Origin of the sequence: Halomonas sp. MCCC 1A11062, assembly GCF_021404355.1 — a bacterium.
GTDB classification, from domain to species: Bacteria; Pseudomonadota; Gammaproteobacteria; order Pseudomonadales; family Halomonadaceae; genus Halomonas; species Halomonas aerodenitrificans.
Genome location: NZ_JABFTW010000009.1, coordinates 190,096 through 212,874, shown reverse-complemented (window position 1 = coordinate 212,874; position 22,779 = coordinate 190,096). Strand labels below are relative to the sequence as shown.

The 22,779-nt window shown below is 62.5% G+C and carries 21 protein-coding genes; 9 read left to right on the top strand and 12 right to left on the bottom strand.

Annotated features, from left to right (window positions below):
• Positions 1-41: 41 nt before the first annotated feature.
• The 3 genes from HOP58_RS12415 (at position 42) to HOP58_RS12405 (ending at position 2,567) form a co-directional block, all read left to right on the top strand.
• A complete protein-coding gene (locus HOP58_RS12415; protein ID WP_234260436.1) occupies positions 42-710 on the top strand; it encodes a hypothetical protein in 669 nt (222 codons plus the stop codon).
• Positions 711-1,201: 491 nt separating this feature from the next.
• On the top strand, positions 1,202-1,885 hold the full coding sequence (locus tag HOP58_RS12410) for a hypothetical protein (RefSeq protein WP_234260435.1): 684 nt from the start codon (positions 1,202-1,204) through the stop codon (positions 1,883-1,885).
• A gap of 124 nt (positions 1,886-2,009) precedes the next feature.
• A complete protein-coding gene (locus tag HOP58_RS12405; protein WP_234260434.1) occupies positions 2,010-2,567 on the top strand; it encodes a hypothetical protein in 558 nt (185 codons plus the stop codon).
• Between the two features lie 81 nt (positions 2,568-2,648).
• On the opposite strand, the gene HOP58_RS12400 is transcribed toward HOP58_RS12405, so the two are convergent.
• From HOP58_RS12400 to HOP58_RS12375, 6 genes are all read right to left on the bottom strand, one after another.
• Entirely contained in the window at positions 2,649-3,548 is a 900-nt protein-coding gene (locus HOP58_RS12400; protein ID WP_234260433.1) for a hydroxymethylglutaryl-CoA lyase, read from the bottom strand.
• Positions 3,549-3,728: 180 nt separating this feature from the next.
• Positions 3,729-5,780 carry an acetyl/propionyl/methylcrotonyl-CoA carboxylase subunit alpha gene (locus HOP58_RS12395; RefSeq protein ID WP_234260432.1) on the bottom strand — a complete coding sequence of 684 codons (2,052 nt, stop codon included), beginning with the start codon at positions 5,778-5,780 and terminating at the stop codon, positions 3,729-3,731.
• Positions 5,777-6,604 (bottom strand): enoyl-CoA hydratase/isomerase family protein, encoded by an 828-nt coding sequence (locus tag HOP58_RS12390; protein WP_234260431.1) that lies wholly within the window; start codon positions 6,602-6,604, stop codon positions 5,777-5,779. The genes HOP58_RS12395 and HOP58_RS12390 overlap by 4 nt, the downstream gene beginning before the upstream one ends.
• 7 nt (positions 6,605-6,611) lie before the next feature.
• Positions 6,612-8,219: a carboxyl transferase domain-containing protein gene (locus tag HOP58_RS12385; RefSeq protein ID WP_234260430.1), complete on the bottom strand. Its 1,608-nt coding sequence runs from the start codon at positions 8,217-8,219 to the stop codon at positions 6,612-6,614.
• Positions 8,220-8,276: 57 nt separating this feature from the next.
• Positions 8,277-9,446, bottom strand: coding sequence for an isovaleryl-CoA dehydrogenase (locus tag HOP58_RS12380; protein WP_234260429.1), 1,170 nt, complete (start codon positions 9,444-9,446; stop codon positions 8,277-8,279).
• 273 nt (positions 9,447-9,719) lie between these two features.
• Positions 9,720-10,661 carry a sodium-dependent bicarbonate transport family permease gene (locus tag HOP58_RS12375; protein ID WP_234260428.1) on the bottom strand — a complete coding sequence of 314 codons (942 nt, stop codon included), beginning with the start codon at positions 10,659-10,661 and terminating at the stop codon, positions 9,720-9,722.
• A gap of 134 nt (positions 10,662-10,795) precedes the next feature.
• Between HOP58_RS12375 and HOP58_RS12370 the strand changes: the two genes are divergently transcribed.
• From HOP58_RS12370 to HOP58_RS12350, 5 genes are all read left to right on the top strand, one after another.
• A complete protein-coding gene (locus tag HOP58_RS12370; protein ID WP_010628199.1) occupies positions 10,796-11,749 on the top strand; it encodes a LysR family transcriptional regulator in 954 nt (317 codons plus the stop codon).
• A 171-nt stretch (positions 11,750-11,920) separates the two neighbouring features.
• Entirely contained in the window at positions 11,921-12,889 is a 969-nt protein-coding gene (locus HOP58_RS12365; protein WP_234254643.1) for a tripartite tricarboxylate transporter substrate binding protein, read from the top strand.
• A gap of 58 nt (positions 12,890-12,947) precedes the next feature.
• Entirely contained in the window at positions 12,948-13,403 is a 456-nt protein-coding gene (locus HOP58_RS12360; RefSeq protein WP_086510410.1) for a tripartite tricarboxylate transporter TctB family protein, read from the top strand.
• A 12-nt stretch (positions 13,404-13,415) separates the two neighbouring features.
• Complete coding sequence (locus tag HOP58_RS12355; protein ID WP_234260427.1) at positions 13,416-14,924, top strand: tripartite tricarboxylate transporter permease; 1,509 nt, start codon at positions 13,416-13,418, stop codon at positions 14,922-14,924.
• Between the two features lie 3 nt (positions 14,925-14,927).
• On the top strand, positions 14,928-15,941 hold the full coding sequence (locus tag HOP58_RS12350; RefSeq protein WP_234260426.1) for an AbrB family transcriptional regulator: 1,014 nt from the start codon (positions 14,928-14,930) through the stop codon (positions 15,939-15,941).
• On the opposite strand, the gene HOP58_RS12345 is transcribed toward HOP58_RS12350, so the two are convergent.
• Genes HOP58_RS12345 through HOP58_RS12320 form a run of 6 tightly spaced genes read right to left on the bottom strand, consistent with a single transcriptional unit; the run spans position 15,938 to position 21,808 of the window.
• The gene (locus HOP58_RS12345) at positions 15,938-17,308 is read right to left on the bottom strand and encodes a sensor histidine kinase (RefSeq protein ID WP_234260425.1); all 1,371 of its coding nucleotides are present in this window, start codon (positions 17,306-17,308) and stop codon (positions 15,938-15,940) included. The two genes, HOP58_RS12350 and HOP58_RS12345, sit on opposite strands and share 4 nt — an antisense overlap.
• A 1-nt stretch (position 17,309) precedes the next feature.
• Positions 17,310-17,978, bottom strand: a complete 669-nt coding sequence (locus tag HOP58_RS12340; RefSeq protein WP_234260424.1) for a response regulator transcription factor — start codon at positions 17,976-17,978, stop codon at positions 17,310-17,312.
• Positions 17,979-18,020: 42 nt separating this feature from the next.
• Entirely contained in the window at positions 18,021-19,523 is a 1,503-nt protein-coding gene (locus HOP58_RS12335) for a tripartite tricarboxylate transporter permease (RefSeq protein WP_234260423.1), read from the bottom strand.
• A gap of 13 nt (positions 19,524-19,536) precedes the next feature.
• Positions 19,537-20,007: a tripartite tricarboxylate transporter TctB family protein gene (locus HOP58_RS12330; RefSeq protein ID WP_234260422.1), complete on the bottom strand. Its 471-nt coding sequence runs from the start codon at positions 20,005-20,007 to the stop codon at positions 19,537-19,539.
• Positions 20,008-20,030: 23 nt separating this feature from the next.
• The gene (locus HOP58_RS12325) at positions 20,031-20,993 is read right to left on the bottom strand and encodes a tripartite tricarboxylate transporter substrate binding protein (protein ID WP_234260421.1); all 963 of its coding nucleotides are present in this window, start codon (positions 20,991-20,993) and stop codon (positions 20,031-20,033) included.
• Between the two features lie 56 nt (positions 20,994-21,049).
• A complete protein-coding gene (locus HOP58_RS12320) occupies positions 21,050-21,808 on the bottom strand; it encodes a GntR family transcriptional regulator (protein WP_010628209.1) in 759 nt (252 codons plus the stop codon).
• Positions 21,809-21,957: 149 nt separating this feature from the next.
• Between HOP58_RS12320 and HOP58_RS12315 the strand changes: the two genes are divergently transcribed.
• Positions 21,958-22,755 (top strand): amidohydrolase family protein, encoded by a 798-nt coding sequence (locus tag HOP58_RS12315; RefSeq protein ID WP_010628210.1) that lies wholly within the window; start codon positions 21,958-21,960, stop codon positions 22,753-22,755.
• Positions 22,756-22,779: the final 24 nt, after the last annotated feature.

The window sequence follows — 22,779 nt, the reverse complement described above, 5'->3', positions numbered from 1 at the left end:
AGACCCCGGATGCCTGATATACTAACTTGCAGGTGTGAATGATGAAAGATCTTTACCATGATCCGGTTTTTTATTTGAGAACACACAGTTGGGATCGGGGTCTCAGGGATCTAGATGCGTTTGAGAAGATTAAATCGTACGCAATGTCTGGTGAGCCGGAATTTATAGTGCTGGAAAGTTGGTACAAAGCCCTAGGGAAGGGGTGTGAGAAAGATGCGAGTTCATCTGTCGAAATGCTGAAGAACCCAGACGTGCAAGAAAATGCAAGATCATTATGTGCGGCCGGCCTGGGTTTTTTACGCGGATATTATGGTGTGGTGAGTGAAGAAGAGGCCTTGCTGTTTTTTAATAGGGCGGCGAGAATATGTCCTCGGAAGGGTAATTATTTAAAAGGTGTTTTGTATTACGATAATTTTTTGAAAGATAGAAGTGATGTGGTGTCTTTTGATAAAGCGGGTGCGTTTTTTAAAAAGGCTGCAAAGAGTGGGCATGCGACAAGTTTGAAAATGTATTTGTTTTGCTCCTCAAGACATCGCTCACTTAGGCTTATAAAATATATTTTTGTTTTTTTTAGTTATATAGCAAGTCGGCGAGATTTGGGTGGTCCAGAAAGGTGGTGGTGTTATCGCGACTTGGAAAGGTTTAGGCCTTCCACCGTTGAGTTTGCTGAAAACTGCGGCCATGCATTGGGTTATTACTCAAAAAGATAAAATTTATTGGATGTGGTTATGGTGGCATGTTTTCGCGAATAAAGCGTTGGTGCTTCGTAAATTAACTGCTAACGAGTTTTTCGGAAGTTGCCGTTTCGAGTGTTTAATATGGAGACAATGCATGGATGGGGTGATTGAGGGGCTTGTAAAGGCCTTCGTGCGAGCGGCTGTTTATGTCGTAGGGCAAATAATGTTTGAGGTGGTTTTTTATTATGTTGGTTGGCCATTTGTTAAGATAATGTCCTTGGGACGATACCCGAAAGGCCATACTCGGAATGGTTGGAAAATCGAGAGTCATGAGGGAGTATGGACCAGCTGCGTGGGAATAATGGTAATAGCGATCGGGATCGTGCTTTTCCTGTCACTGTAAGTTAAATGTGCGGACCAGTGTGTCGCACGTATCTGAAAAACATAGATGTTAAGGAAATGATGTGTTTATAAGTTTTTTCTTTGGCTCGCTGTGTCTTATTGGGCAGCATAGGTACGCTCTGTTGAAAGGCGCTGCCATGCCGTCAATTATCTATCTGATCCTTGAGTCCGTGGATTATGCCCTATCCATCGCTGGACCCTCATTCAGGGATGTCAAAACGCTGTTATATGTCCCTTTCTTGCTTGCCGAAATTGCAATTGTGGCAGTTGTTTCCATAAGCGCAATACGAATTGTGTTGCTGGATGAAAGGCCTAGATTTTTTCGATTCTCCAAGCGAGAGCTCAAGTATATTCTCTACTATATAGGTTTCTTACTTGCTTGGATAATACCAGGTTTACTTATTGGGGTGTCAACATCCCTTGTTTTCCACAGTCTATGGTTGGCTCCGATTCCTTTGGCTTTTTTTCTGGTGGCAATATTTTTCACGTTAAGATTGTCGTTAGTGCTTGTGGGTGTGGCGATTGACAGAAAAATTTCTTTGAGAGATTCCTATGCCATGACTCTTGGGCCCCAGTGGGCGCTATTTATTTCGCTTGCAATGTTCGGTGTTTTGTTTGTTGCTTTTTATTTTTTCTGGGGGCTTGCTATCGGCATGTTAGAGTCTGAATACTTTAATTCAATATCGTTTTTCCTGTTGTGGCCTCTTGGAGATATATTTACCTATGTGCTTATATCTGTTGTTCTGGCTAGCTTGTACTCTGCGGCTTATCAGTCAGGCGAAGGTGAAGCACATGAATTGCTGTAACTACGGACTGGGTGATGTAAATTACAATGTATAATTGAAGAATTTTCTGTGCACCCTCTATGGTTATAGTTTCAGGTTTTAGTTGTTCTGACGAGTTTGAGAGAATATAACGGGAGGCGGCGTGATGGAACTTCCAAAGTTTGCTACTCACTACTATTTACCTGAAATCGGCCCGTTTCGAAGCCTCTCGGAGCTATCGGCTGGCTCCGAAGATCCTGTTTTCCTGGATCTTCTGACTCGTCATGAACGCGATCCCGGCTATCGTCGGCGCTATGGCAGAAACTACATTGCAGTACGGCGCGAGGTTGAAGCTCGGCTACGTGAGCTATTCATTGCGCGAGGGGGAAAGCCGCGACGACGCCATCCCTTTTATCTGGTATTGGGTGAGTCGCCGTGGTTTCGTGATCTGAACGCTGATCACAGGGAGCTGAGAATTTCTTTCTCAGAGCTTGATCCAGAAGTGACCTCATTAACCTTCCCGGATAGCTTTGTTGCGCTAACCCGAGACGACAAACCGTACTACAACCAAGTATTTCTTCTCAGCGAAATCGACGAGCTCGTTGCTCGGTTCGGAGTCCCTGAAAATGATCAGCTGGTCCCTTATGAACGATATTGGGAAACCGAATTTGAGCTCTATATTGAAGTGCAGCTTTGGGATGTACCACCCATGAACGACGTCTAATTGTATAGTTACGGCACTCACCTGACACAAAGCCCCTGAGCCACCCACTTGGCTCAGGGGCTTTTCGTTTCTATCACCTGATCACTTCGCCGCCAGCGCCACGCCCACCTTGGAGCGGTTCGGTCGGCCGATGGTCTGGGTGATCCAGGTGCCGGTTTCGGCGAGTTTGTCGAGGTCGATGCCGGTTTCGATACCTAGGCCGTTGAGCAGGTAGACCACGTCTTCACTGGCCACGTTGCCGGAGGCACCCTTGGCGTAGGGGCAGCCGCCGAGGCCGGCGACGGAGCTGTCCACCACACTGATGCCTTCTTCCAGTACGGCGTAGAGGTTGGCCAGCGCCTGGCCGTAGGTGTCGTGGAAGTGGGCGGCGAGCTTTTCCATGGGGATGTCGCGGCTCACGGCTTCGATCATGCGCTTGGCGGCGAGCGGGGTGCCGACGCCGATGGTGTCGCCGAGCGAGACTTCGTAGCAGCCCATATCGAACAGCGCCTTGCTCACCTCGGCCACCTTGGCCGGGGCGATCTCGCCTTCGTAGGGGCAACCGAGCACGCAGGAGACGTAGCCGCGCACGCGCACGTTGGCCTCTCTGGCTCGCTCCAGCACGGGGGCGAAGCGCTCCAGAGATTCGGCGACGGAGCAGTTGATGTTCTTCTGCGAGAAGGCTTCACTGGCTGCGCCGAATACCGCTACTTCTTCCACGCCACACTCAAGCGCTGCTTCTAGTCCCTTGAGGTTGGGGGTGAGGGCGGCGTAGGTCACGCCTTGGCGGCGCTTGAGGCCGGTCATCACTTCACGATGGTCGGCCATCTGCGGCACCCACTTGGGCGAGACGAAGCTGGCCGCTTCGATGTAGCCGATGCCGGCAGCGCCCAGGCGGTCGATCAGTTCCAGCTTGGTGGCCGTGTCGATCGGGTTGGGCTCGTTTTGCAGCCCATCGCGGGGGCCGACCTCGACCAGGCGCACGCGCTTGGGAAATGCCATTTGTAAACTCCTTCCTGTTCACGGCCATGGTCATGATCCGCGGCTGATCCGTGGACAGGGCTATGCGGAGGCGCTGTAAATCCTTCCCTGGACGCTACATTTGCCATCCATGGCAAATGACCTCCGCTTCGCCCTGTCCCCGGCGCCGCTTAGCTTGGCGCTTCCGATATCTTTCTTAGCTTACTCGACCGGGGCGAATTCCAGCAGCACGTCTCCCTGGCCCACCGTATCGCCGGCGTTGAAGTGGAAGCTCTCCACGTGGCCGTCGGCGGGGGCGGTCATGGTGTGTTCCATCTTCATGGCTTCCATCACCATCAGCGGCATGCCTTTCTCCACCTTCTGACCGGCTTCCACCAGCAGCGCGACCACGGTGCCGTGCATCGGCGCGGTGAGGGTCGATTCGGCTTCGTGGTGGCCGTGGTCGATGGCGTCGATGCGGCGCCAGAACAGGCGAGTTTCGCCGCGCGGGTCGACCATCACGACGACGTTACCGTCGCGCCGTGCCTGCAGGCGGCGGCGGTGCCCGTTGAGGGTGACGGCCACGGCGTCGCCTTCCAGGTGCTGCAGGCGGGCGGTAAGGGTCTCGCCGCCGATGGTCAGATCCCACGGGTCGGCGCCGCTGGCACGGGTGCCTTCCACGACAACAACGCTCTCTTCATCCTGCACGTGGGCAGGGTCGCACAGCGAGATACGGATAGTGTGCGGTGCGTTGAGACGGAAGCCGTCGTGGCGGTCCCAGGGGGAGTCGCTCTCGCACTCACGGGCCAGTTGGTTGAGGCCGATCAGCGCGGCGCCGGCGTACTCTTCGATGCTGTACTGCTTGGGGGCAAAGAGGGTAGCTTCGTTCTTCTCGATGAAGCGGGTATCCAGCTCCACGTTGCGAAACGCCGGGTGGGTGGCCAGGCGCTGCAGGAAGGCGCGGTTGGTCACTACGCCCTGTACGTCGAGCGCCGCCAGTGCGCGGTTGAGGGTGGATAGGGCCTGGTCGCGGTCGTCGCCGTGAACGATCAGCTTGGCCAGCATGGGATCGTAGTGCATGGAGACTACGTCGCCGGTTTCCACGCCGCTGTCCAGGCGCACCTGGCGCGGGTCGAGGCCGGCACCCTTGAGGTCCATGGCGAAGCGCTCGAGCTTGCCGGTGGCGGGCAGGAAGTCCTGCTCCGGGTCTTCGGCGTAGAGGCGCGCCTCGAAGCTGTGGCCGGTGATGGTCAGCTCGTCCTGCTGGAGCGGAAGGGCTTCGCCCATGGCCACGCGCAGCTGCCACTCGACCAGGTCCTGGCCGGTGATCATCTCGGTGACGGGGTGCTCCACCTGCAGGCGGGTGTTCATCTCCATGAAGTAGAACGAGCCGTCCTGACCTTGTGAAAAGTCGAGTAGGAACTCGACGGTGCCGGCGCCTACGTAGCCGATCTCCTTGGCGGCGCGCACGGCGGCTTCGCCCATCTCGCGGCGCAGCTCGGCGGTCATGCCGGGGGCAGGGGCTTCTTCGAGCACCTTCTGGTGGCGGCGCTGCACCGAGCAGTCGCGCTCGAACAGGTAGACGCCATTGCCGTGGCTATCGCAGAACACCTGCACTTCGACGTGACGCGGCTGGGTCAGGTACTTCTCGATCAGCATGCGGGTGTCGCCGAAGGCGGCCTGGGACTCACGCCGGCAGCCGTCCAGCGCGGCCTGGAACTGCTCAGGGGCTTCGACCACGCGCATCCCTTTGCCGCCACCGCCGGCGCTGGCCTTGAGCAGCACCGGGTAGCCGATCTTGTCGGCTTCGGACTTGAGCAGGGCGTCGTCCTGGTCGTCGCCGTGGTAGCCCGGTACCAGCGGCACGCCGGCGTTGGCCATGCGCGCCTTGGCGGCGGACTTGTCGCCCATGGCGGCGATCGCCGAGGCGGGCGGGCCGACGAAGGTGATGCCGGCGGCGTCCAGTGCTTGAACGAAGGCGCCGTTCTCGGAGAGGAAGCCGTAGCCGGGGTGAATGGCGCCGGCGCCGGTGAGCTTGGCGGCTTCGACGACCGCTTCCACCTTGAGGTAGCTCTCGCGGGCGGCGGCCGGGCCCAGGCGCACGGCCTCGTCGGCCTCGCGCACGTGGCGGGCGTTGGCGTCGGCGTCGGAGTACACCGCTACGGTGCGCAGGCCCATGGCGCGGGCGGTGCGCATCACGCGACAGGCAATCTCGCCGCGGTTGGCCACCAACAGGGTGTCGAAGGGCGTGGTGCGGGAATCGTTCTGGCTCATGAGCTGCGCTCCGAGGAATTCGTGTTGTCGTCGGCCCAGGCGGGGCGGCGCTTCTCGAAGAAGCTGGTCAGGCCTTCCTGACCTTCAGCGCTCACGCGCAGCTCACTGATCACGCGGCAGGTGTGCTCGCGGGTGGCCTTGCTGTCGGAGTCGCGGGCCACTTCGGCCAGCAGCGCCTTGGTGGCACGCTGGGCCTGGGGCGAGCCGGCCAGCAGGGTGGCGATCATCTCTTCGACAGCCTCGTCGATGTGGTCGTGGCCGACGATCTGGTGGGCCAGGCCCAGCTCCAGCGCCTGGTCGGCGTCGATCACCTCGGCGGTGAGGGCGTAGCGGCGCATCTGGCGCGAGCCCAGGGCGCGCTGCACGTAGGGGCTGATCACCGCCGGGGAGAGGCCGATCTTGACCTCGGAGAGGCAGAACTTGGCCTTCTCGCTGGCGATCACCACGTCGCAGCAGGCGGCCAGACCCACGGCACCACCGAAGGCGGCGCCCTGCACGCTGCATACGGTGGGGCAAGGGAGGGTATCCAGGCCGTGCATCAGCTGCGAGAGCTTGCGCGAATCGGCCAGGTTGCCCTCGAAGTCGTACTCCACCATGCGCTTCATCCAGTTCAGGTCAGCACCGGCGGAGAAGCTCTTACCCTCGGAGCCCAGCACCACCACGCGCACCTCGCCGTGGCGGGCGGCATCGTGGAGCTTGGCGAGGTGTTCGTTGAGCTCGGCGATCAGGCTGTCGTCGAAGGCGTTGTGCACCTCGGGGCGATTCAGCGTCAGCCGCGCGACGCCACGCTCGTCTATCTGCAGTTCGGTATAAGTCTGTGTCATGGCGACCTCACATCCGGAATACGCCGAACTTGGTGTCTTCCACCTCGGCGTTCATGGCCGCGGCAAGCGAGAGTCCCAGCACGTCGCGGGTCTGGGCCGGGTCGATCACGCCGTCGTCCCACAGCCGGGCGCTGGCGTAGTAGGGGTGGCCCTGGTGCTCGTACTGCTCGCGAGTAGGCTGCTTGAAGGCCTCTTCCTCCTCCTTGCTCCACTCGCGGCCTTCACGCTCGTACTGCTCGCGCTTGACCTGGGCCAGCACGCCGGCGGCCTGTTCGCCGCCCATCACCGAGATGCGCGCGTTGGGCCACATGAACAGCAGGTTGGGGTCATAGGCGCGGCCGCACATGCCGTAGTTGCCGGCGCCAAAGCTGCCGCCGATCAGCACGGTAAATTTGGGGACCTTGGCGCAGGCCACGGCGGTGACGAGCTTGGCGCCGTGCTTGGCGATGCCTTCGTGCTCATACTTGGAGCCGACCATGAAGCCGGTGATGTTCTGCAGGAACACCAGCGGAATCTTGCGCTGGGCGCACAGCTCGATGAAGTGGGCTCCCTTCACCGCGGATTCGGAGAACAGCACGCCGTTGTTGGCGACGATGCCCACCGGGTAGCCGTGAATATGGGCGAAGCCGGTGACCAGGGTGTCGCCGTAGTAGCGCTTGAACTCGTCGAAGTCAGAGTCGTCGACGATGCGGCCGATCACTTCGCGCACGTCGAACGGCTTCTTGAGATCGGTGCCGACGATGCCGTAGATCTCGCTGGGATCGAGCCGCGGGGGCCTCGGCTCCTGCATCTTGAGCTGGCCGCGCTTCTGCCAGTTCAGGCGCGACACGCAGGCGCGGGCGAGCTGCAGGGCATGGGCGTCGTTCTCGGCGTAGTGGTCGGCCACGCCGCTCTTCTTGGCGTGCACGTCGGCGCCGCCCAGGTCCTCGGCGCTGATGGTCTCGCCGGTGGCGGCCTTCACCAGCGGCGGGCCGCCGAGGAAGATGGTGCCCTGCTGCTTGACGATGATCGACTCGTCGGCCATGGCCGGCACGTAGGCGCCGCCGGCGGTGCAGGAGCCCATCACCACGGCGATCTGCGGGATGCCCTCGGCGGAGAGGGTGGCCTGATTGTAGAAGATGCGCCCGAAGTGCTCGCGGTCGGGGAACACTTCGTCCTGACGGGGCAGGAAGGCGCCGCCGGAGTCGACCAGGTAGATGCACGGAAGGCGATGCTTGCGGGCGATCTCCTGGGCGCGGATGTGCTTCTTCACCGTCAGCGGGTAGTAGGTGCCGCCCTTGACGGTGGCGTCGTTGGCGACGATCACGCACTCAACGCCACTCACGCGACCGATACCGGTGACCACGCCGGCGGCGGGCACCTCGCTCTCGTACACCTCATGGGCGGCCAGCGCTGAGAACTCGAGGAACGGCGAGCCTTCGTCGATCAGGTGGTCGATGCGGTCGCGCACGAACAGCTTGCCGCGGCTCTCGTGGCGGGTGCGGGCCTTCTCGCCGCCGCCCTGGCTGATCGCCGCGGTCAGCTCACGCAGCTTCATGACCTCGTGGCGCATGGCCTTGTCGTTGGCCTGGAAGCCGTCGCTGCGCGGATTGACTTGGGTGTTCAGGATGGCCATCTATCGGCTCCCTTGCTCAATGTGTGTTCACGAAGGTGCGAGCTAGCGCAGCCATTTTCATTTTGATTCGTTGAACAACTCACGGCCGATCAGCATACGACGGATCTCACTGGTTCCGGCGCCGATCTCGTAGAGCTTGGCGTCGCGCAGCAGGCGCCCGGTGGGGTACTCGTTGATGTAGCCGTTTCCGCCCAGCAGCTGAATGGCGTCCAGCGCCACCTGGGTGGCCTTCTCGGCACAGTAGAGGATCACGCCCGCGGCGTCCTTACGGGAAGTCTGGCCGCGGTCGCAGGCGGCCGCCACCGCATAGAGGTAGGCGCGACAGGCGTTCAGCGTGGTGTACATGTCGGCGATCTTGCCCTGCACCAGCTGGAACTCGCCGATCGACTGGTCGAACTGCTTACGCTCGTGGACGTAGGGCACCACGATGTCCATGGCCGCCTGCATGATGCCGATGGGGCCGGCGGCGAGCACGGTGCGCTCGTAGTCCAGGCCGCTCATCAGCACGCGCACACCCTTGCCTTCCTCGCCCAGGATATTCTCGGTAGGCACTTCACAGTCCTGGAACACCAGCTCGCAGGTGTTGGAGCCGCGCATGCCCAGCTTGTCGAGCTTCTGGGCGGTGGAGAAGCCGGGCATGCCTTTCTCGATGATGAAGGCGGTGATGCCCTTGGAGCCGGCGTCCGGGTCGGTCTTGGCGTAGACCACCAGCACGTCGGCGTCGGGGCCGTTGGTGATCCACATCTTGTTGCCGTTGAGGACGTACTTGTCACCCTCCTGGCGCGCGCGCAGCTTCATCGAGACCACATCGGAACCGGCGCCCGGCTCGGACATGGCCAGTGCGCCGATGTGCTCGCCGCTGATCAGCTTGGGCAGGTACTTGGCCTTCTGCTCGGCGTTGGCGTTGATCTTGAGCTGGTTCACACACAGGTTGGAGTGCGCGCCGTAGGAGAGACCCACCGAGGCGCTGGCGCGGGAGATCTCTTCCATGGCGATGCAGTGCGCCAGGTAGCCCATGCCGGTGCCGCCATCCTCTTCCGGCACGGTGATGCCGAGCAGGCCCATGTCGCCGAACTTCTGCCACAGGTCGTTGGGGAACTCGTTCTTCTCGTCGATCTCGGCGGCGCGCGGGGCGATCTCGTCACGGGCGAAGGCGTTCACCTGATCGCGCAGCATGTTGAGTTCGTCGTCGAGGCCGAAGTCGAGGGGCTTGTAGGCGGTCAGCATGGCGGAACTCCCTGATGGTTGTGTCGTAGCTGGTGTTTCTGTCGCTAGCGCAGCTGTGCGTCAGGTGCGAAGCTGTCGGGTTGTGCGAACCGCGCAGGCGCAGCTCGCATGGCTATTCACGAATGTTACTAGACTAGGCGAGGTTTACGTTAACGTAAAGTGCAGCTTTGGGGCGTTCTACGAATGTCGAAGAGGCGAGGACATGGAAGAAGAAGGTAGGGAGAACAGCGAACGCCACCGGGGCTGCCGGTGGCGTAGAGGCTGAGGGGTAACTCAGTTACCCAACCACATGGCCAACTGATAGTAGATGGGGATACCCACGATCACGTTGAGCGGGAAGGTGAAGCCGAGCGCCGCGAGCATGGCCAGGCCGATGTTGGCCTGGGGTATCGCCGTTCGCATGGCCGCCGGAGCGGCAATGTACGAGGCACTGGCGGCTAGCGCCGTGAGAATCATCAGCGAGCCCATGGGCAGGCCCAGCATCAGGCCGACGCCAAGGCCGGCCATGGCCAGAACGAACGGGGCCACCAGGGCGAAGGTGAGCAAACGCCAGTGGTACCAGGGAATGGGACGCAGGGTTTCCGCCGCGGTGAGGCCCATCTGCAGCAGGAACAGGGCGAGCACGGCGTGGAAGGCGCCCATGAACAGCTCGGTCACGGCCGCACCTTCCCGCGGACCGTACATGGCGCCGATTACCGCGCCGCCCGCCAGCAGAATGACGCCGCGGTTGGTCAGGGTCTCGTGCCAGATGCCCTGGAACGCCTCACCCGCTTCCTTGCCGGCATGGCGCCGGTAAAGCGCGATGGCCACCATGATCGCCGGCAGCTCCATCATCACCAGGTAGAGGGTGACTTCGGCGCCGATGGGCAGGGCGCGGCTTTCGGCAAAGGCTAGTGCCACGGCGAAGGTACCGGCACTCACCGAGCCGTAGTGAGCGGCGATACTGGCGCTGTCGGCGGGAGAGAGACGTACGAAGCGGCGCAGGATGGGCATCAGCGCCAGCGGAATCAGGGCGCCGAGGGCGGCGACCGAGAGCAGCTCGGGGATCAGCGACCAGCGCAGGTTGCCGTACAGTGCCATGCCGCCCTTGAGGCCGATGGTCAGCATCAGCAGCAGGCTCAGCGTGTCGTAGGCGGCCTTGGGAATGTTCAGGTCCGATTTGACCACCCCGGCGAGCAGGCCGAGCAGGAAGAACATGACGACGATGTCAGGCATATCTCTCTCTTCTTCTGTAACCGCAAATGGCAGAGTAGTCGCGGATTGTGCGCAGCGCCTGATATTGATTCCAATAGAATCTTGGTGAGATTACTATAGGTAATTATCTATAGGACGCGCTGCGGGGCCGCGCCATGAACGTTCGTCACCTTACCTTCCGCCTGCTTCAGGTTTATGTCGTGGTGGTGCGAAGCGGCTCGGTCAGCGAGGCGGCGCGTCAGCTCCACCTGACTCAGCCCACCGTTTCCCAGCAGCTCAAGCGCTTGAGCGAAGCGGTAGGGGAGCCGTTGCTGCATATGCGCCGCGGGCGCCTGTTGCCCACCGAGGCAGGGCGGGAGCTCTACCGCGCCAGTCGTGAGGTGCTCGGCCGCTTCGACGATTATCAGGACTACCTCGAGGCGCTGCGAGGCGGGGAGCGGGGCCGCTTCAGCATCGCCCTGGTCAACACCGCCCAGTACGTGCTGCCACGTTTGCTTGGCCCCTATAGCCAGGCATTTCCCGACGTCGACGTTACCCTGCACATCGGCAACCGCCGTCAGGTGCTCACACGCTTCGAGCGCCAGGACGACGATCTCTACGTGTTCAGCCACCCTCCTTCCCTGGTGCATGCCCTGGCCGGTCGCTTTCTGCGTAATCCGCTGGTGGTGGTGGCACCACAGGGGCACCCCCTGGCAAAGCGGGAGGCAATCGCCATGAACGAGCTGCTGGGAGAGCGCTTCCTGTTGCGCGAACCGGGCTCGGCCACGCGCATGATGTTCGAGAGCTGGCTGCAGGAGCACGGACTGTCGCTGGGGCCGACTTTGCAGATGGCCAGTAACGAGGCGATTCGTGTGGGAGTTGCCGCCGGCATGGGCCTGGCCGTGCTATCCGAGCACGTGCTGCCGCCGGAGCACCCGGACATCGCGATCCTGCCGGTCACCGATTTTCCCATCGAGAGCCACTGGCAGTTCATCGTACGCCGCGACCGCCGTCTGCCCCACGCTGCGCAGGGCTTTCTGCGCTTTGCCTCGGGACATCTCGGCGAGTGCGTGCAGCCGCGTTTCCTGGCCAATGAGCTGGCAAGGCTCCTGGCGGATCTCGAACAATAAGTGTTGGTGAAAAGGAGATTAGACATTGGTCGAGTCTGGTTGCCATGCAAGGTTGGTGACAGGTTGGCCCTCTAGAGTTGGCGATGCCGGGGCGAGGCTCCGCAATAAACCAACAATGAGGATGTACACGCCATGTTTGAAGGAATTTCACAGACCGGTCGGAAGGTGCTCATGACCGGCACTCTGGCAGCCGTGCTGGCTTCACTGACGATGACGGCCCCCGTCGCGGCGGACGATTACCCGGATCGCCCCCTCGATATGGTGGTGGGCTTCGGTACCGGCGGCAGCGCCGACCGCATGGCGCGCGCCATGTCCAACTTCCTGGCCGAGGAACTCGAGACGCCCGTGCGCGTGACCAACCGCCCGGGAGCGGGCACTCAGGTTTCCGCCAACTACATTCTGTCGCGGCCGGACGACGGCTACACCCTCTACGCTTCCACCTTTGCGCCGTACCTGACCAACACCATCCTGACCGGTGGGGCGTCCTACGCCATCGACGACTTCTCTTTCGTCAACTTCCAGTGGTTCGATCTCGACCTGATCGCCGCCAACAAGGACAGCGGCTTCGAGGACCTGCCTTCGCTGCTGGAGGAAATCCGCGATAACCCCGGCCAGGTGCGCGGCTCGGTGGTGCAGGGCTCGGCGGGCCATCTGATGGTTCGGCTGCTGCTCGATGAAGCGGGCATTCCCCAGGACAACCTCAATCTGGTCACCTACAACAGCGGTGGTGAGGCGCGTTCCGCGGTGGCCGGCGGCCAGGTGCATTTCACCTCCATCAGTGCCGAGGGTAGCGAGGGCATCCGTGAGTTCCTCACGCCGCTGGCCGTCGTCAACGACGAGCGCATCGACCAGTGGGACGCTCCGCCCATCAACGAGGCGCTCGAGCCGATGGGCCTCGAAGTGCCGGTGCTGCAGGGCTCGATGCGCGGCTTCGCCGTCAGCAGCGAAATGGAGCGCCAGTATCCCGAGCGCTTCGAGGCTCTCTCCGAGGCGATCCAGAACACCCTGGCGCGCAAGGATGTCCAGGATCATCTCTCCGCCAACGACATCGGCGGTGTCTGGGTCGGCCCCGAGCGCGCCAACGAGCTGATGCAGACCAACTACGAAGTCTTCGAGAAGTACGCTCATCTGCTGAAGTGATCCCTGCCGCATGACGCGGCCCCGGCCAACCATGGTCGGGGCCGCCTGGAGTCGTCTCATGACCACCCATAAACGCGACTATGGGGACCTGCTGGTCCTCATGGCTCTGGCCGGCTTTACCCTGTGGTACCTGATGGATGCCATTCGGGTCTCGTCGGCCATACAGAATCTCTTGCTGATCCTGCCCTTGTCTCTCGTGGTGCTGGCCATCGTGCTGCTGGAGGTCGCCATTCGCCTGAAGCAGGGCACCCTGCTCACCCGTCCGGATGACGGCGGGGAGCCGCTGCATCGCACGCTGCCGGTGGTGGGGCTGTTCGCCGCCTATGTCATTTCGCTGGAAACCCTGGGCTTCGATGTGGCCACGGTGCTGTTCGTTGCCCTGTTCCTGCTGCTCAAGGGCGAGCGCAACTGGCTGCTGCTGGGTGGCTACAGCCTGGCCTTCGGCTTCGGCACGGCGTTCTTCTTCGCCGAGATGCTGCCTTATCCCATGCACATGCTGGTCCTGCCGGACTGAGGGGGCGACACCATGATCGATTTAGCTGCGGTAGAGCAGGCGCTGGCGCTGCTCTTCACCAATTTCAGCCCCTGGATGGTGGTCGTTCCAGGCATCATCATCGGCCTGATCTTCGGGGCCACGCCGGGCCTGCAGATCTCCATGGCCATGGCGATCTTCCTGCCCATGACGCTGTACATGGATTTCGTGCAGGCCATGCTCTTCCTCACGGCCATCTTCACCGGTGGCTCCTTCGGCAGTGGCATTCCGGCCATTCTGATGAACATACCCGGGACCTCCTCGGCCATTGCCACCGCCTTCGACGGTTATCCCATGGCGCGCCAGGGCAAGCACAACCAGGCGCTGGGCGTGGCGCTGGCCTCGTCGGTCATCGGCGTGCTGATGGGCTACCTGATCCTGTTCCTGATGATCCAGCCCCTTTCCTTCATGGTGCTGAAGCTGGGGCCGGCGGAGATGTTCGCCGTCATCCTGTGGGGCATGACGCTGATCGCCACCCTGCGGGGCGAGCATATGCTGAAGGGGTTGATGGCCGGTTTCGTCGGCATGCTGGTGGGCACCATCGGCTTCAACGAGCTGGGCATGGCCAGGGGTACCATGGGGCAGACCTTCCTGCTCGACGGGGTGCCGGTCATCCCCGCGATGATGGGCATGTTCGCGGCCTCGGAGCTGTTCAAGCTCGCCAACAAGGGCTATATCGTCGAGTCGGAAGCCTCGCGCAAGGTCAAGATCTCGGAAATCTTCCAGGGCTTCAAGATGGCCGTGACGTACCCCTGGGTATTGATCCGGGGTGGCTTCATCGGCGTGTTCGTCGGCGCCGTGCCAGGGGTGGGGTCGTCGGTGTCCAACCTGCTCTCCTATGTGGAGACCCAGCGCCGCGACAAGGACCCGAGCTCGTTCGGCAAGGGCAATCCCAAGGGCGTGGTGGCCTCCGAGTCGGCCAACAGCACCTCCGAGGCGGGGTCCATGGCGACTCTGCTGGCGCTGGGCATTCCCGGCGGGGGCGCCACGGCGGTGATGCTGGCGGCCTTCGCCATGCACAACATCACCGGCGGGCCGCAGTTCATCCGCCAGCAGACGGATGTGGTCTACGCCATCATCTTCGCCAACTTCGCTCAGGTGTTCCTGCTGATGGTGATCGGGCTGATGTTCATCCCGCTGCTGGCCAACATCGTCAAGGTGCCGATGCGCTACCTGATTCCCTCGGTGCTGGTGCTGGCGGTGATGGGCTCCTTCGGTCTGACCGGCAACATGACCGGGCCCGCCACGGTACTGATCTTCGCGGTGGTCGGCTGGCTGCTGCGCCATTACGGCTATTCGGTGCCTGCCGCCGTGATCGGCATGCTGCTGGGGGCCATGGCCGAGAAGTCCCTGCTGCACTCCTACCAGATCAGCGGTGGCAACCTGGCCTACGTGCTGGAGAGGCCGGTGACACTGGTCATTCTGGCCTTGCTGCTCATCTCGCTGTTCGGTCAGCACCTGGTGAACTGGTTCCGGCGGCGCCGCCAGCCGCTCGGCGCCTGAGCGATGGTGCTGCGTACCGTTTCGACATTGTCGATCGGGGCTCTGGGTGGCGCTATCGCCACCCTGGTCTCGTTGCCCATGGCCTGGATGCTGGGGCCGCTGTTCGCGGTGCTGATCGCTTCATTGGCCGGCGTAAGGGCGGGCATCGACAAGCGGCTGCATCGCGGTTCCATCGCCATGCTGGGGCTGTTCATCGGTAACCGCATCGAGCTGGGCGAGCTGTCGCACCTGCTGGAGTGGTATCCCAGCGTGCTGGCCATGCTGGCGTACATGGGCTTGATGCTGGCCGGGGGGGCCTGGTTGTTCTCCACCAGCGGAATGAGCCGGCTGAGCGCGGTGTTCTGCTCCTTCCCGGGCAGCATGAATGCCACGGTGATCCTGGCCGAGCGGCTGGGCGTGGACATCCGCTGGATTGCCATCACCCACGCCATGCGCCTGGTCATCGTGGTGGCGTCGGCGGCCTTCATGGCCAGCTACCTGGCCGGTGGCATTGCACTGGGCGAGGGCAACGGCGTGAGTTGGGCGGGCGTCTCGCTGCTGTTGCTGGCACCCGCTTCCTGGTGGCTCGGCCGGCTGCTGCGCTTTCCGCTGCCGGAGTTCCTGGGGCCCATGGCCGTGGGGGTGGTGCTGGCGACGTTGGGACATGGGGTGGCGCTACCCGATGTGCTGCTGGTGGCGACCTTTCTGGTGCTGGGCAGCTCGGTGGGGGCGCGTTTCGCCGGCACGCCTTGGCAGCGGGTCGTCCAGGTCGGGCGCTACGGGCTGCTGTTCGGACTCTATGCCGTGCTGATGGCAGTGGCCACCGCCTGGCTGCTGGCGAGCTTCACGGCGCACTCCTTCACGGCGGCGCTGCTGGCGCTGTTGCCGGGCGGAGTCGGGGAGATGGCGGTGATCGCGGTGGCGCTGGACGTCGACCCGCTCTACGTGGTGTCGCACCACGTGCTGCGCCTGCTGCTGTTGATTCTGGCCACGCCGGCAATCATTTCGCTGGGCCGGCGGCTGTCCAACAAGGCCTAGGCTGAGGGAAAGGTCACCGTCACCGTTAACCCTTGCCCCGCTGGGCTGTCGAGTTCCAGCGTGGCGCCGTGGGCGCGGGCGATCTCGTCGACGATGGCGAGACCAAGCCCACTGCCTGGCGTTTCGGGGCTGGCACGGTAGAAGCGCTCGGTCAGTCTGGCCAGCTGCTCCGGACTCACGCCGACCCCATCGTCGCTGACTCGCAGCTGCACCGTTTCCTCGCTGCGGGAAACCCGTACATAGATGGTGCCGCGATAAGGCTGGGCGCCGCCGGCATGCTGGCTGGCGTTCTCGACCAGGTTCTGGATCAGCCAGCGCAGCATTACGCTGTCCGCCATGACCAGGCAGTCGCTCTCCCGTTCGCAGAACTCGAGCTCCTGACCGCGCTGGTAGATCCGTGAAATCGACTCGGCGCATGCTACCCGGCTCAGTTCGGCGAGGTCGGCAATGGCCATGGCGGAAGTGTCCACCAGTTCGTGGCGCGCCTTGGCCAGGGTGAGCAGCTGCTGAACCGTGTAGCCGGCGCTCTCGGCGATACGCCCGATCTCCTCCAGGCTGCTCCTGGCTCGTGGGTCGATGGACTGGCGGGAGGTGAGCTCCGCCAGGGCGCGAATCTCCGAAATGGGCGTGCGCAACTGGTGAGATACATCGGCATTGAACTGCTGGGTGTTGTGAATGCTCTGGCGCATTCGCATCATCAGGCCATTGATACTGGCGACGAGCGTCGAGACTTCCCTCGGCACTTCGGCTTCGATCGGCTCGAGGTCGTTCTGCGAACGGCGGCGCAGCGAGCGGCTGATCGAGCGCAGCGGGGCCAGGCCGCGATGAATGGCCAGCAGGGCGATGGTCACGGCCAGCAGGCCGCCGATGGCGATCAGTACCGAGAGCGTGAGCAGAAACTCGTTGATCATGTTCTGCCTGGCTTCGGTCGATTCGGCCACGATCACTTCGATCTGGCCGCTGTGGGTGGAGCGCACCACGGGGAAGGTAGTGGCCACGGCACGCAGCGTATTGCCGGCGTAGCGGGTGTCGTAGAACAGCGGCTCGTCGAGGTCGCCGGGCGGGTCTTCCAGACCGTCGAAGCCCGCCAACATGCGGCCCTCGGCATCGCGTATCCGATAGAAGATCTTGCCGTCGCCGCGGCTGCCCAGGGTGCTGATGCTGAAGTAATGCATGTTGATGCGCAGCTCGCCGTCCACCGAATAGATACGCCGCTCCAGACGCTCCGCGGCATTGAGCAGCATGTCGTCGAAGGTCTCGGTGATCTGGTGGGAGAGCACGTAATAGCTGGTGGCGATGGTCAGCAGGCCGACCAGGGTAAAGGGCAGGCCGATCCACAGCAGCAGGCGGGAGCGAATGGAAGTCATGTCAGTTGGACTTGGTGTCGAGCAGGTAGCCGAGGCCGCGCACGGTACGCAGTTGGATGCCGTCGCCCAGCTTCTTGCGCAGGCGCGAGATGTAGGTCTCGATGGCGCTGGGGGAGACGGCATCGTCCAGGTCCGATAGCCGGTCGATCAACTGCGCCTTGCTCACCAGGCGCCCCTGATTGATCAGCAGGTACTCGAGCACCTCACGCTCACGCCGGTGCAGCGTGACCGGCTGACCAGCGACCAGCACGGCCGGGCTGCCGGAAGGCAGCTCGATGTCGCCGCACTGCAGGCTGTTCTCGCCGAACTGCTTGGCCCGGCGCACCAGCGCCTTCGCCCGAGCCACGACTTCCACCAGCGAGAAGGGCTTGGCCAGGTAATCATCGGCGCCTTCTTCCAGACCGAGCACGCGTTGATCCAGGGCGTCCCGCGCCGAGATGATCAGCACGGGCGTATTGTCATGCCGGCTGCGCAGGCGGCGCAGTAGATGGATGCCGTCCAGCTCAGGTAGGCCCAGGTCCAGCAGGATCAAGTCGAAGGAGAGCGTCTGCAGCAGATGCTCGGCGCTGCGACCGTCGCCGCAGGTCTCCACCTGAAAGCCCGCCTCGCCGAGGAAGGTGGCGATGGAGGTGGCCAGGTTAGGGTTGTCTTCGATGACCAGGGCTTTCACATGGCATTCCGCTTCGGCTTGATGAACGTCAATGATAAGGCATCAATGCTGCTCTGATGGTCGTGCCCGCTGGCGTAGCGTTTTCCACAGTTGGGAAAGCAGGACGGCAGCCAGCAGCGCCACGATACCCAGCGAGATGGGGCGGGTGAACAGCACCGTCCAGTCGTTCTGGGCGATCAGCATGGTCAGGCGGAAGTTCTGCTCCGCCATCGGGCCCAACAGCACCCCCAGCACCACCGGTGCCAGCGGGAAGCCGAGCCGGTTGAGCAGGTAACCGAGCAGGCCGAAGCCCAGCATCACATAGAGATCCATGACGTTGCCGTTGACGGTGTAAACCCCCACCGCCATCAGTACCAGGGTGGTGGGAACCAGCAGGGCAGAGGGCATGCGCAGCACCTGTGCGAACAGGCGTGTGGCGACCATGCCGCCGAGCAGCAGCAACAGCATGGCGGTGAGCAGCATCTGCCACATGAAGCCGAACACCACGTCGGGAGCGCGGGTGAACAGCTGAGGGCCGGGCTGAAGGCCATGGATCATCAGCGCGCCCAGCACCAGCGCCGCGATCAGGTTGCCGGGTATGCCAAGCGTCAGCGAGGGAATCATGGCCGCGGCGTTGTCGGCGCTGTTGCCGGACTCTGCTGCGGCGATGCCGACCGGATTGCCGGTACCGAAGGACTCGGGCTCGGATGACTTGCGCTTGGCTTCGTTGTAGCTGAGCAGCGCGGCCAGATTGCCGCCAGCGCCGGGCAGGATACCCACGGCGACGCCGATCAATGACGAGCGGCTCCAGGTACGCCAGTGGCGGCGCAGCAAGCCGAGCGCGCCGCCACCGGGCGAGACGCGGAAGCTTTCGGCATTGAAGTAGGATTCGTTGCGCTTCTCGGCCATCTCCAGCACCGGGGGTACGGCGTAGAGCCCGATCAGCACGACGAGAAGTTCGAAGCCGCCCACCAGGTAGAGCGTATCGAAGGTGAAACGCTCTGCGCCACTGATGGTGTCGACGCCCACCAGACCGATGATGACACCGAGCAGGGCGCAGAGCATGCCCTTGCTGGCATCCTTGCCCACCAGCAAGGCAATGCTGACAAGGCCGAATACGGCCACCCAGAAGTACTCCGCAGGACCGAATGCCAGCGTCACCTTGGCCAGCATGGGCGCCAGGGTCATCAGGGCCAGCGCGCTGACGATACCGCCGATGGCGGACGACCAGCAGGCCGTCTTCAGGGCCAGGCCGCCCTCGCCCTTGCGCGTCATCGGGTAGCCGTCGAAGGTGGTGGCGATGGCGGCGGGCGTGCCCGGGATGTTGAGCAGAATGGCCGGAATGGAGCCGCCGTACATGGAGCCGTTGTAGATGCCGGCCACCAGCCCCAGGGCAATGATAGGGTCGAAGCCATAGGTCAGCGGCAGCATCAGGGCGATGGCCATGACCGGATTCAGGCCCGGCAGCGCACCGATCAGAATGCCGATCAGCGTGCCGACGAACAGGCTGATCAGCGATTCGAACTGCAGGGCTACCGGGAGCGCGTTCAGGAGAGATTCGAACATGAGGTAGAGCCCTCTAGGTGGCGAAGAAGAACTCGACGGGCAAGGGACGCTTGAGCACCACCGCGAATAGGGCATACAGCAGCGTGATGAAGCCCAGGGTGATGCCTGCTACCACGGCGGGCCGCCGCTCACCCAGCAGTACCGCCAGTAAACTGATGAACAGAGCGCTGGTGGTATAGAAGCCGACGATGGGCAAGGCCGCGTAATACACCAGGCAGCAGCCCAGCGTGGTGGCGAAGCGCGCCGGGTGATCGACCAGGGCCGGGACGGAATGGGCCTGGGTTCGATGGGCCTGGGTTCGATGGGCGCCGGTAGAGACGCTCCTCACGCCGCGCCAGATCAGGGGCAGGGAGAACGCCCCCATCAGGGCGCCAGCCCCGATGGGAACGTAAGCGGCATCGGCAAAGAAGTCCTTCCCCATCCAGACGGTGCTGGCGCCGATGATGAGGAAGGCAATGCCAGAGAAGAGGTCTCTGTAGTTCATGGTCTTATCGGTGCCTTTGCGCGTCACTGTTGCTTGAGGCCGAGGTTTTCCAGGGTCTCGCCGATGGCCTGGGTTTCCTGCCGCAGGCGTTCACGCAGTTCTTCGCCACGCACCAGGTTGAGGGTTTCGCCCTGGGCGGCGAGGAACGCCTGGAACTCCGGATGCTCCACGGCACGGGCCACGGCGTCGGCGACCGCTTCCGCACGTTCTTCCGCCATGCCTTCGGGGCCCAGCATCATGCGCCACAGCACGGTTTCCAGCTCGGGATGACCCAGAGCGGCGAGACCGGATGCCTGGGGCAGAGCCTCGTTGTCGTCGGCGGAGGTCACCAGCAGACACTTGGCCTGGCCTTCCTCTACATAGGGCAGTACGGGTGTGATAGAGCCGCCATAGATGTCCACGTGGCCACCGAGGAAGTTCTGCAGGGTTTCGCCGGCACCGCCGAAGGGGATCGGGCGAGCGGTGATGTCGAAGGCTTCGAAAATCCGCTCCGCCGCCAGGCGCATGGTGCCACCGACACCATCGTTGCCATAGGTGTACCTACCGGGGTTGGCTTGCAGCTCGGCAAGGAACTCCTCGCCGCTCTCGGCCGGGAAGTCGGGCGACACGCAGAGGGTGTAGGCGCTCTGTGAGGTGCTGGTGATGGGCGTCAGCGTCTCGTAGGAGTACTGCACGCGCTGCATGTGCGGCACCGTGGTGATGGGGCTGTTCCAGGTGGAGAGCAGGGTATAGCCATCAGAGCGCGCCCGGGAGAACTGGTTGACGCCGATGGCGCCGCCACCGCCTGCCACGTTGAGTACGGCTACGGGCTGGCCCAGTTCCGCCTCGAGATACTGGTTGAGCATGCGAGCGACGTTGTCGGTACCACCACCGGCCGGGGCCGGCACGATCAGCTCGATGGGGCGGTTGGGGTAATCGCTGGCCAGGGCCGGGGTGAGGGCGAGAGCTGACGCAGTGGCGGTGGTGAGGAGCAGCGTGAGTTTCATTGTTGGTACCTGTTGTTGGAATCGTAAGGACATGGGGGTGAGTTTCGAGACTCGCTTCAGGGGTGTTGCTCGCCGAGGTTGACGCGATAGCGGAAACGTTCGGGGCGACCATGCACGCGGCGATATTCGATGATGCGACCTACGGGGTTACGCGCGATGCGCTCGATGACGGCAACCGGCGAATTGGCAGGTAGCTCCAGATATCTGGCGCTTGCCTTGGTGGCGGTGCCGAACGAAAGCTCATCCGTCGCCGACGTGATGAGAATCCCGAACTCCTGCAGGAAGACGGGGTAGAGCAGGGGTCCCATGTCCTTGGGGTTGAGCGTCTGCAGACCTTCGAAATCGGGCAGGCGCAGATAGATCTCCTCGAACAGCATCGGTTCGCCGGACCACAGGCGAACGCGCTCGAGCTTGATGCAGTGCGTTGTGTCCGGCTCGCCGAAGGCCAACCGGACCTCGGCCGGCATCTTGACCACCTCACGACTGAGAATGCGGCTTTCGGGTATGACGGAGCCGTCGGGGTCATCGGCATCGTGAACGTGGAAGAAGCGGAACAGGTCGGCGCGAAACGCCGGCTGCTTGACGAAGGTGCCGGTGCCACGGCGACGCTCAAGCAAGCCTTCGTCCACGAGCTGCTTGAGTGCCATGCGCATGGTGGCTAGCGCCACGCCGTACTCCTCGGCCAGGCGATTCTCGGACGGGATCGTGTCGCCTGGCGACCATTCGCCATTGGCGATCCGCGAAGCCAACTGGTCGCGAAGCCTGGCGTATAGAGGGAGGCGTCCATCGGTCTTGGGCATGTGCAGTGCACACATGGGTGCATTCTCCTGGCGATTCCGCTGTCTTGTTGCTGTCACTAAAGACCAGTGTATACTTCTAGTCAACCAGTTCTCTAGAGAACTAGACTTAAGTATAAACTCAAGAGTCGGGACGCAAAGAGAAAGCCAAGAGTGAGGACGCCAGAGTGAAACAAGGATTCGACTGTCACGCCCACGTCTATGCGCAGGTGGAGGAGAACGAAGGCTCCAACTACCGGCCTTCACGGCCGGCGCCCCTGGATGAGTGGCAGCAGCACCTGATGACCTGCGAGCTTCGCGGTGGCGTGCTGGTGCAGCCAAGTTTCCTCGGCCATGACAATCGTGAGCTGCTGCGGATTCTCGGTCAGTTGGGCGAGGACTACCGCGGAGTGGTGCAGCTTCCCGCGGATACGAGCCTGACCGAGATGCGCCAGCTTGGCGCAGCCGGCATCGTCGGCGTGCGCTGGAATCTGATCGAGCGACGCCGTGAACTCCCCGACCTCAGCGATCCTCGATGGATCGATTTTCTCGACCGACTGAAGATTCTGGATTGGCACCTGGAGCTGCATCTCGAGGGAGACCGTCTGCCCGAACTCTTCCCAGCCTTGCACGAGCACGGCGTCAGCTTGGTGATCGATCACCTGGGTCTGCCCGTCGAGGCCGATCCCCGTGCCGATGCCGGGTTTCGTTTGCTGCTGGAAGCCGGGCGCTACGGGCGCACCTGGGTCAAGCTGTCGGCACCTTATCGTTCCCCCGTGCGAGACCTGCAGCCCCATGTGTGTGAGCTGCTGAACGAGCTGGGGCGTGAGCGCCTGGTATGGGGCAGCGACTGGCCCTGGACCCGCCATGAAGGCAAGCATGGCTACCGGGACACCCTCGACTGGCTGACCGACTGGGTCCGCGATGAGGACGACCGACGCGTTATCCTGAATGATTCTCCGCGCAGGCTGTTTCATCTCGACTGAGGATGGGTGGAGGGCGAAATCCAG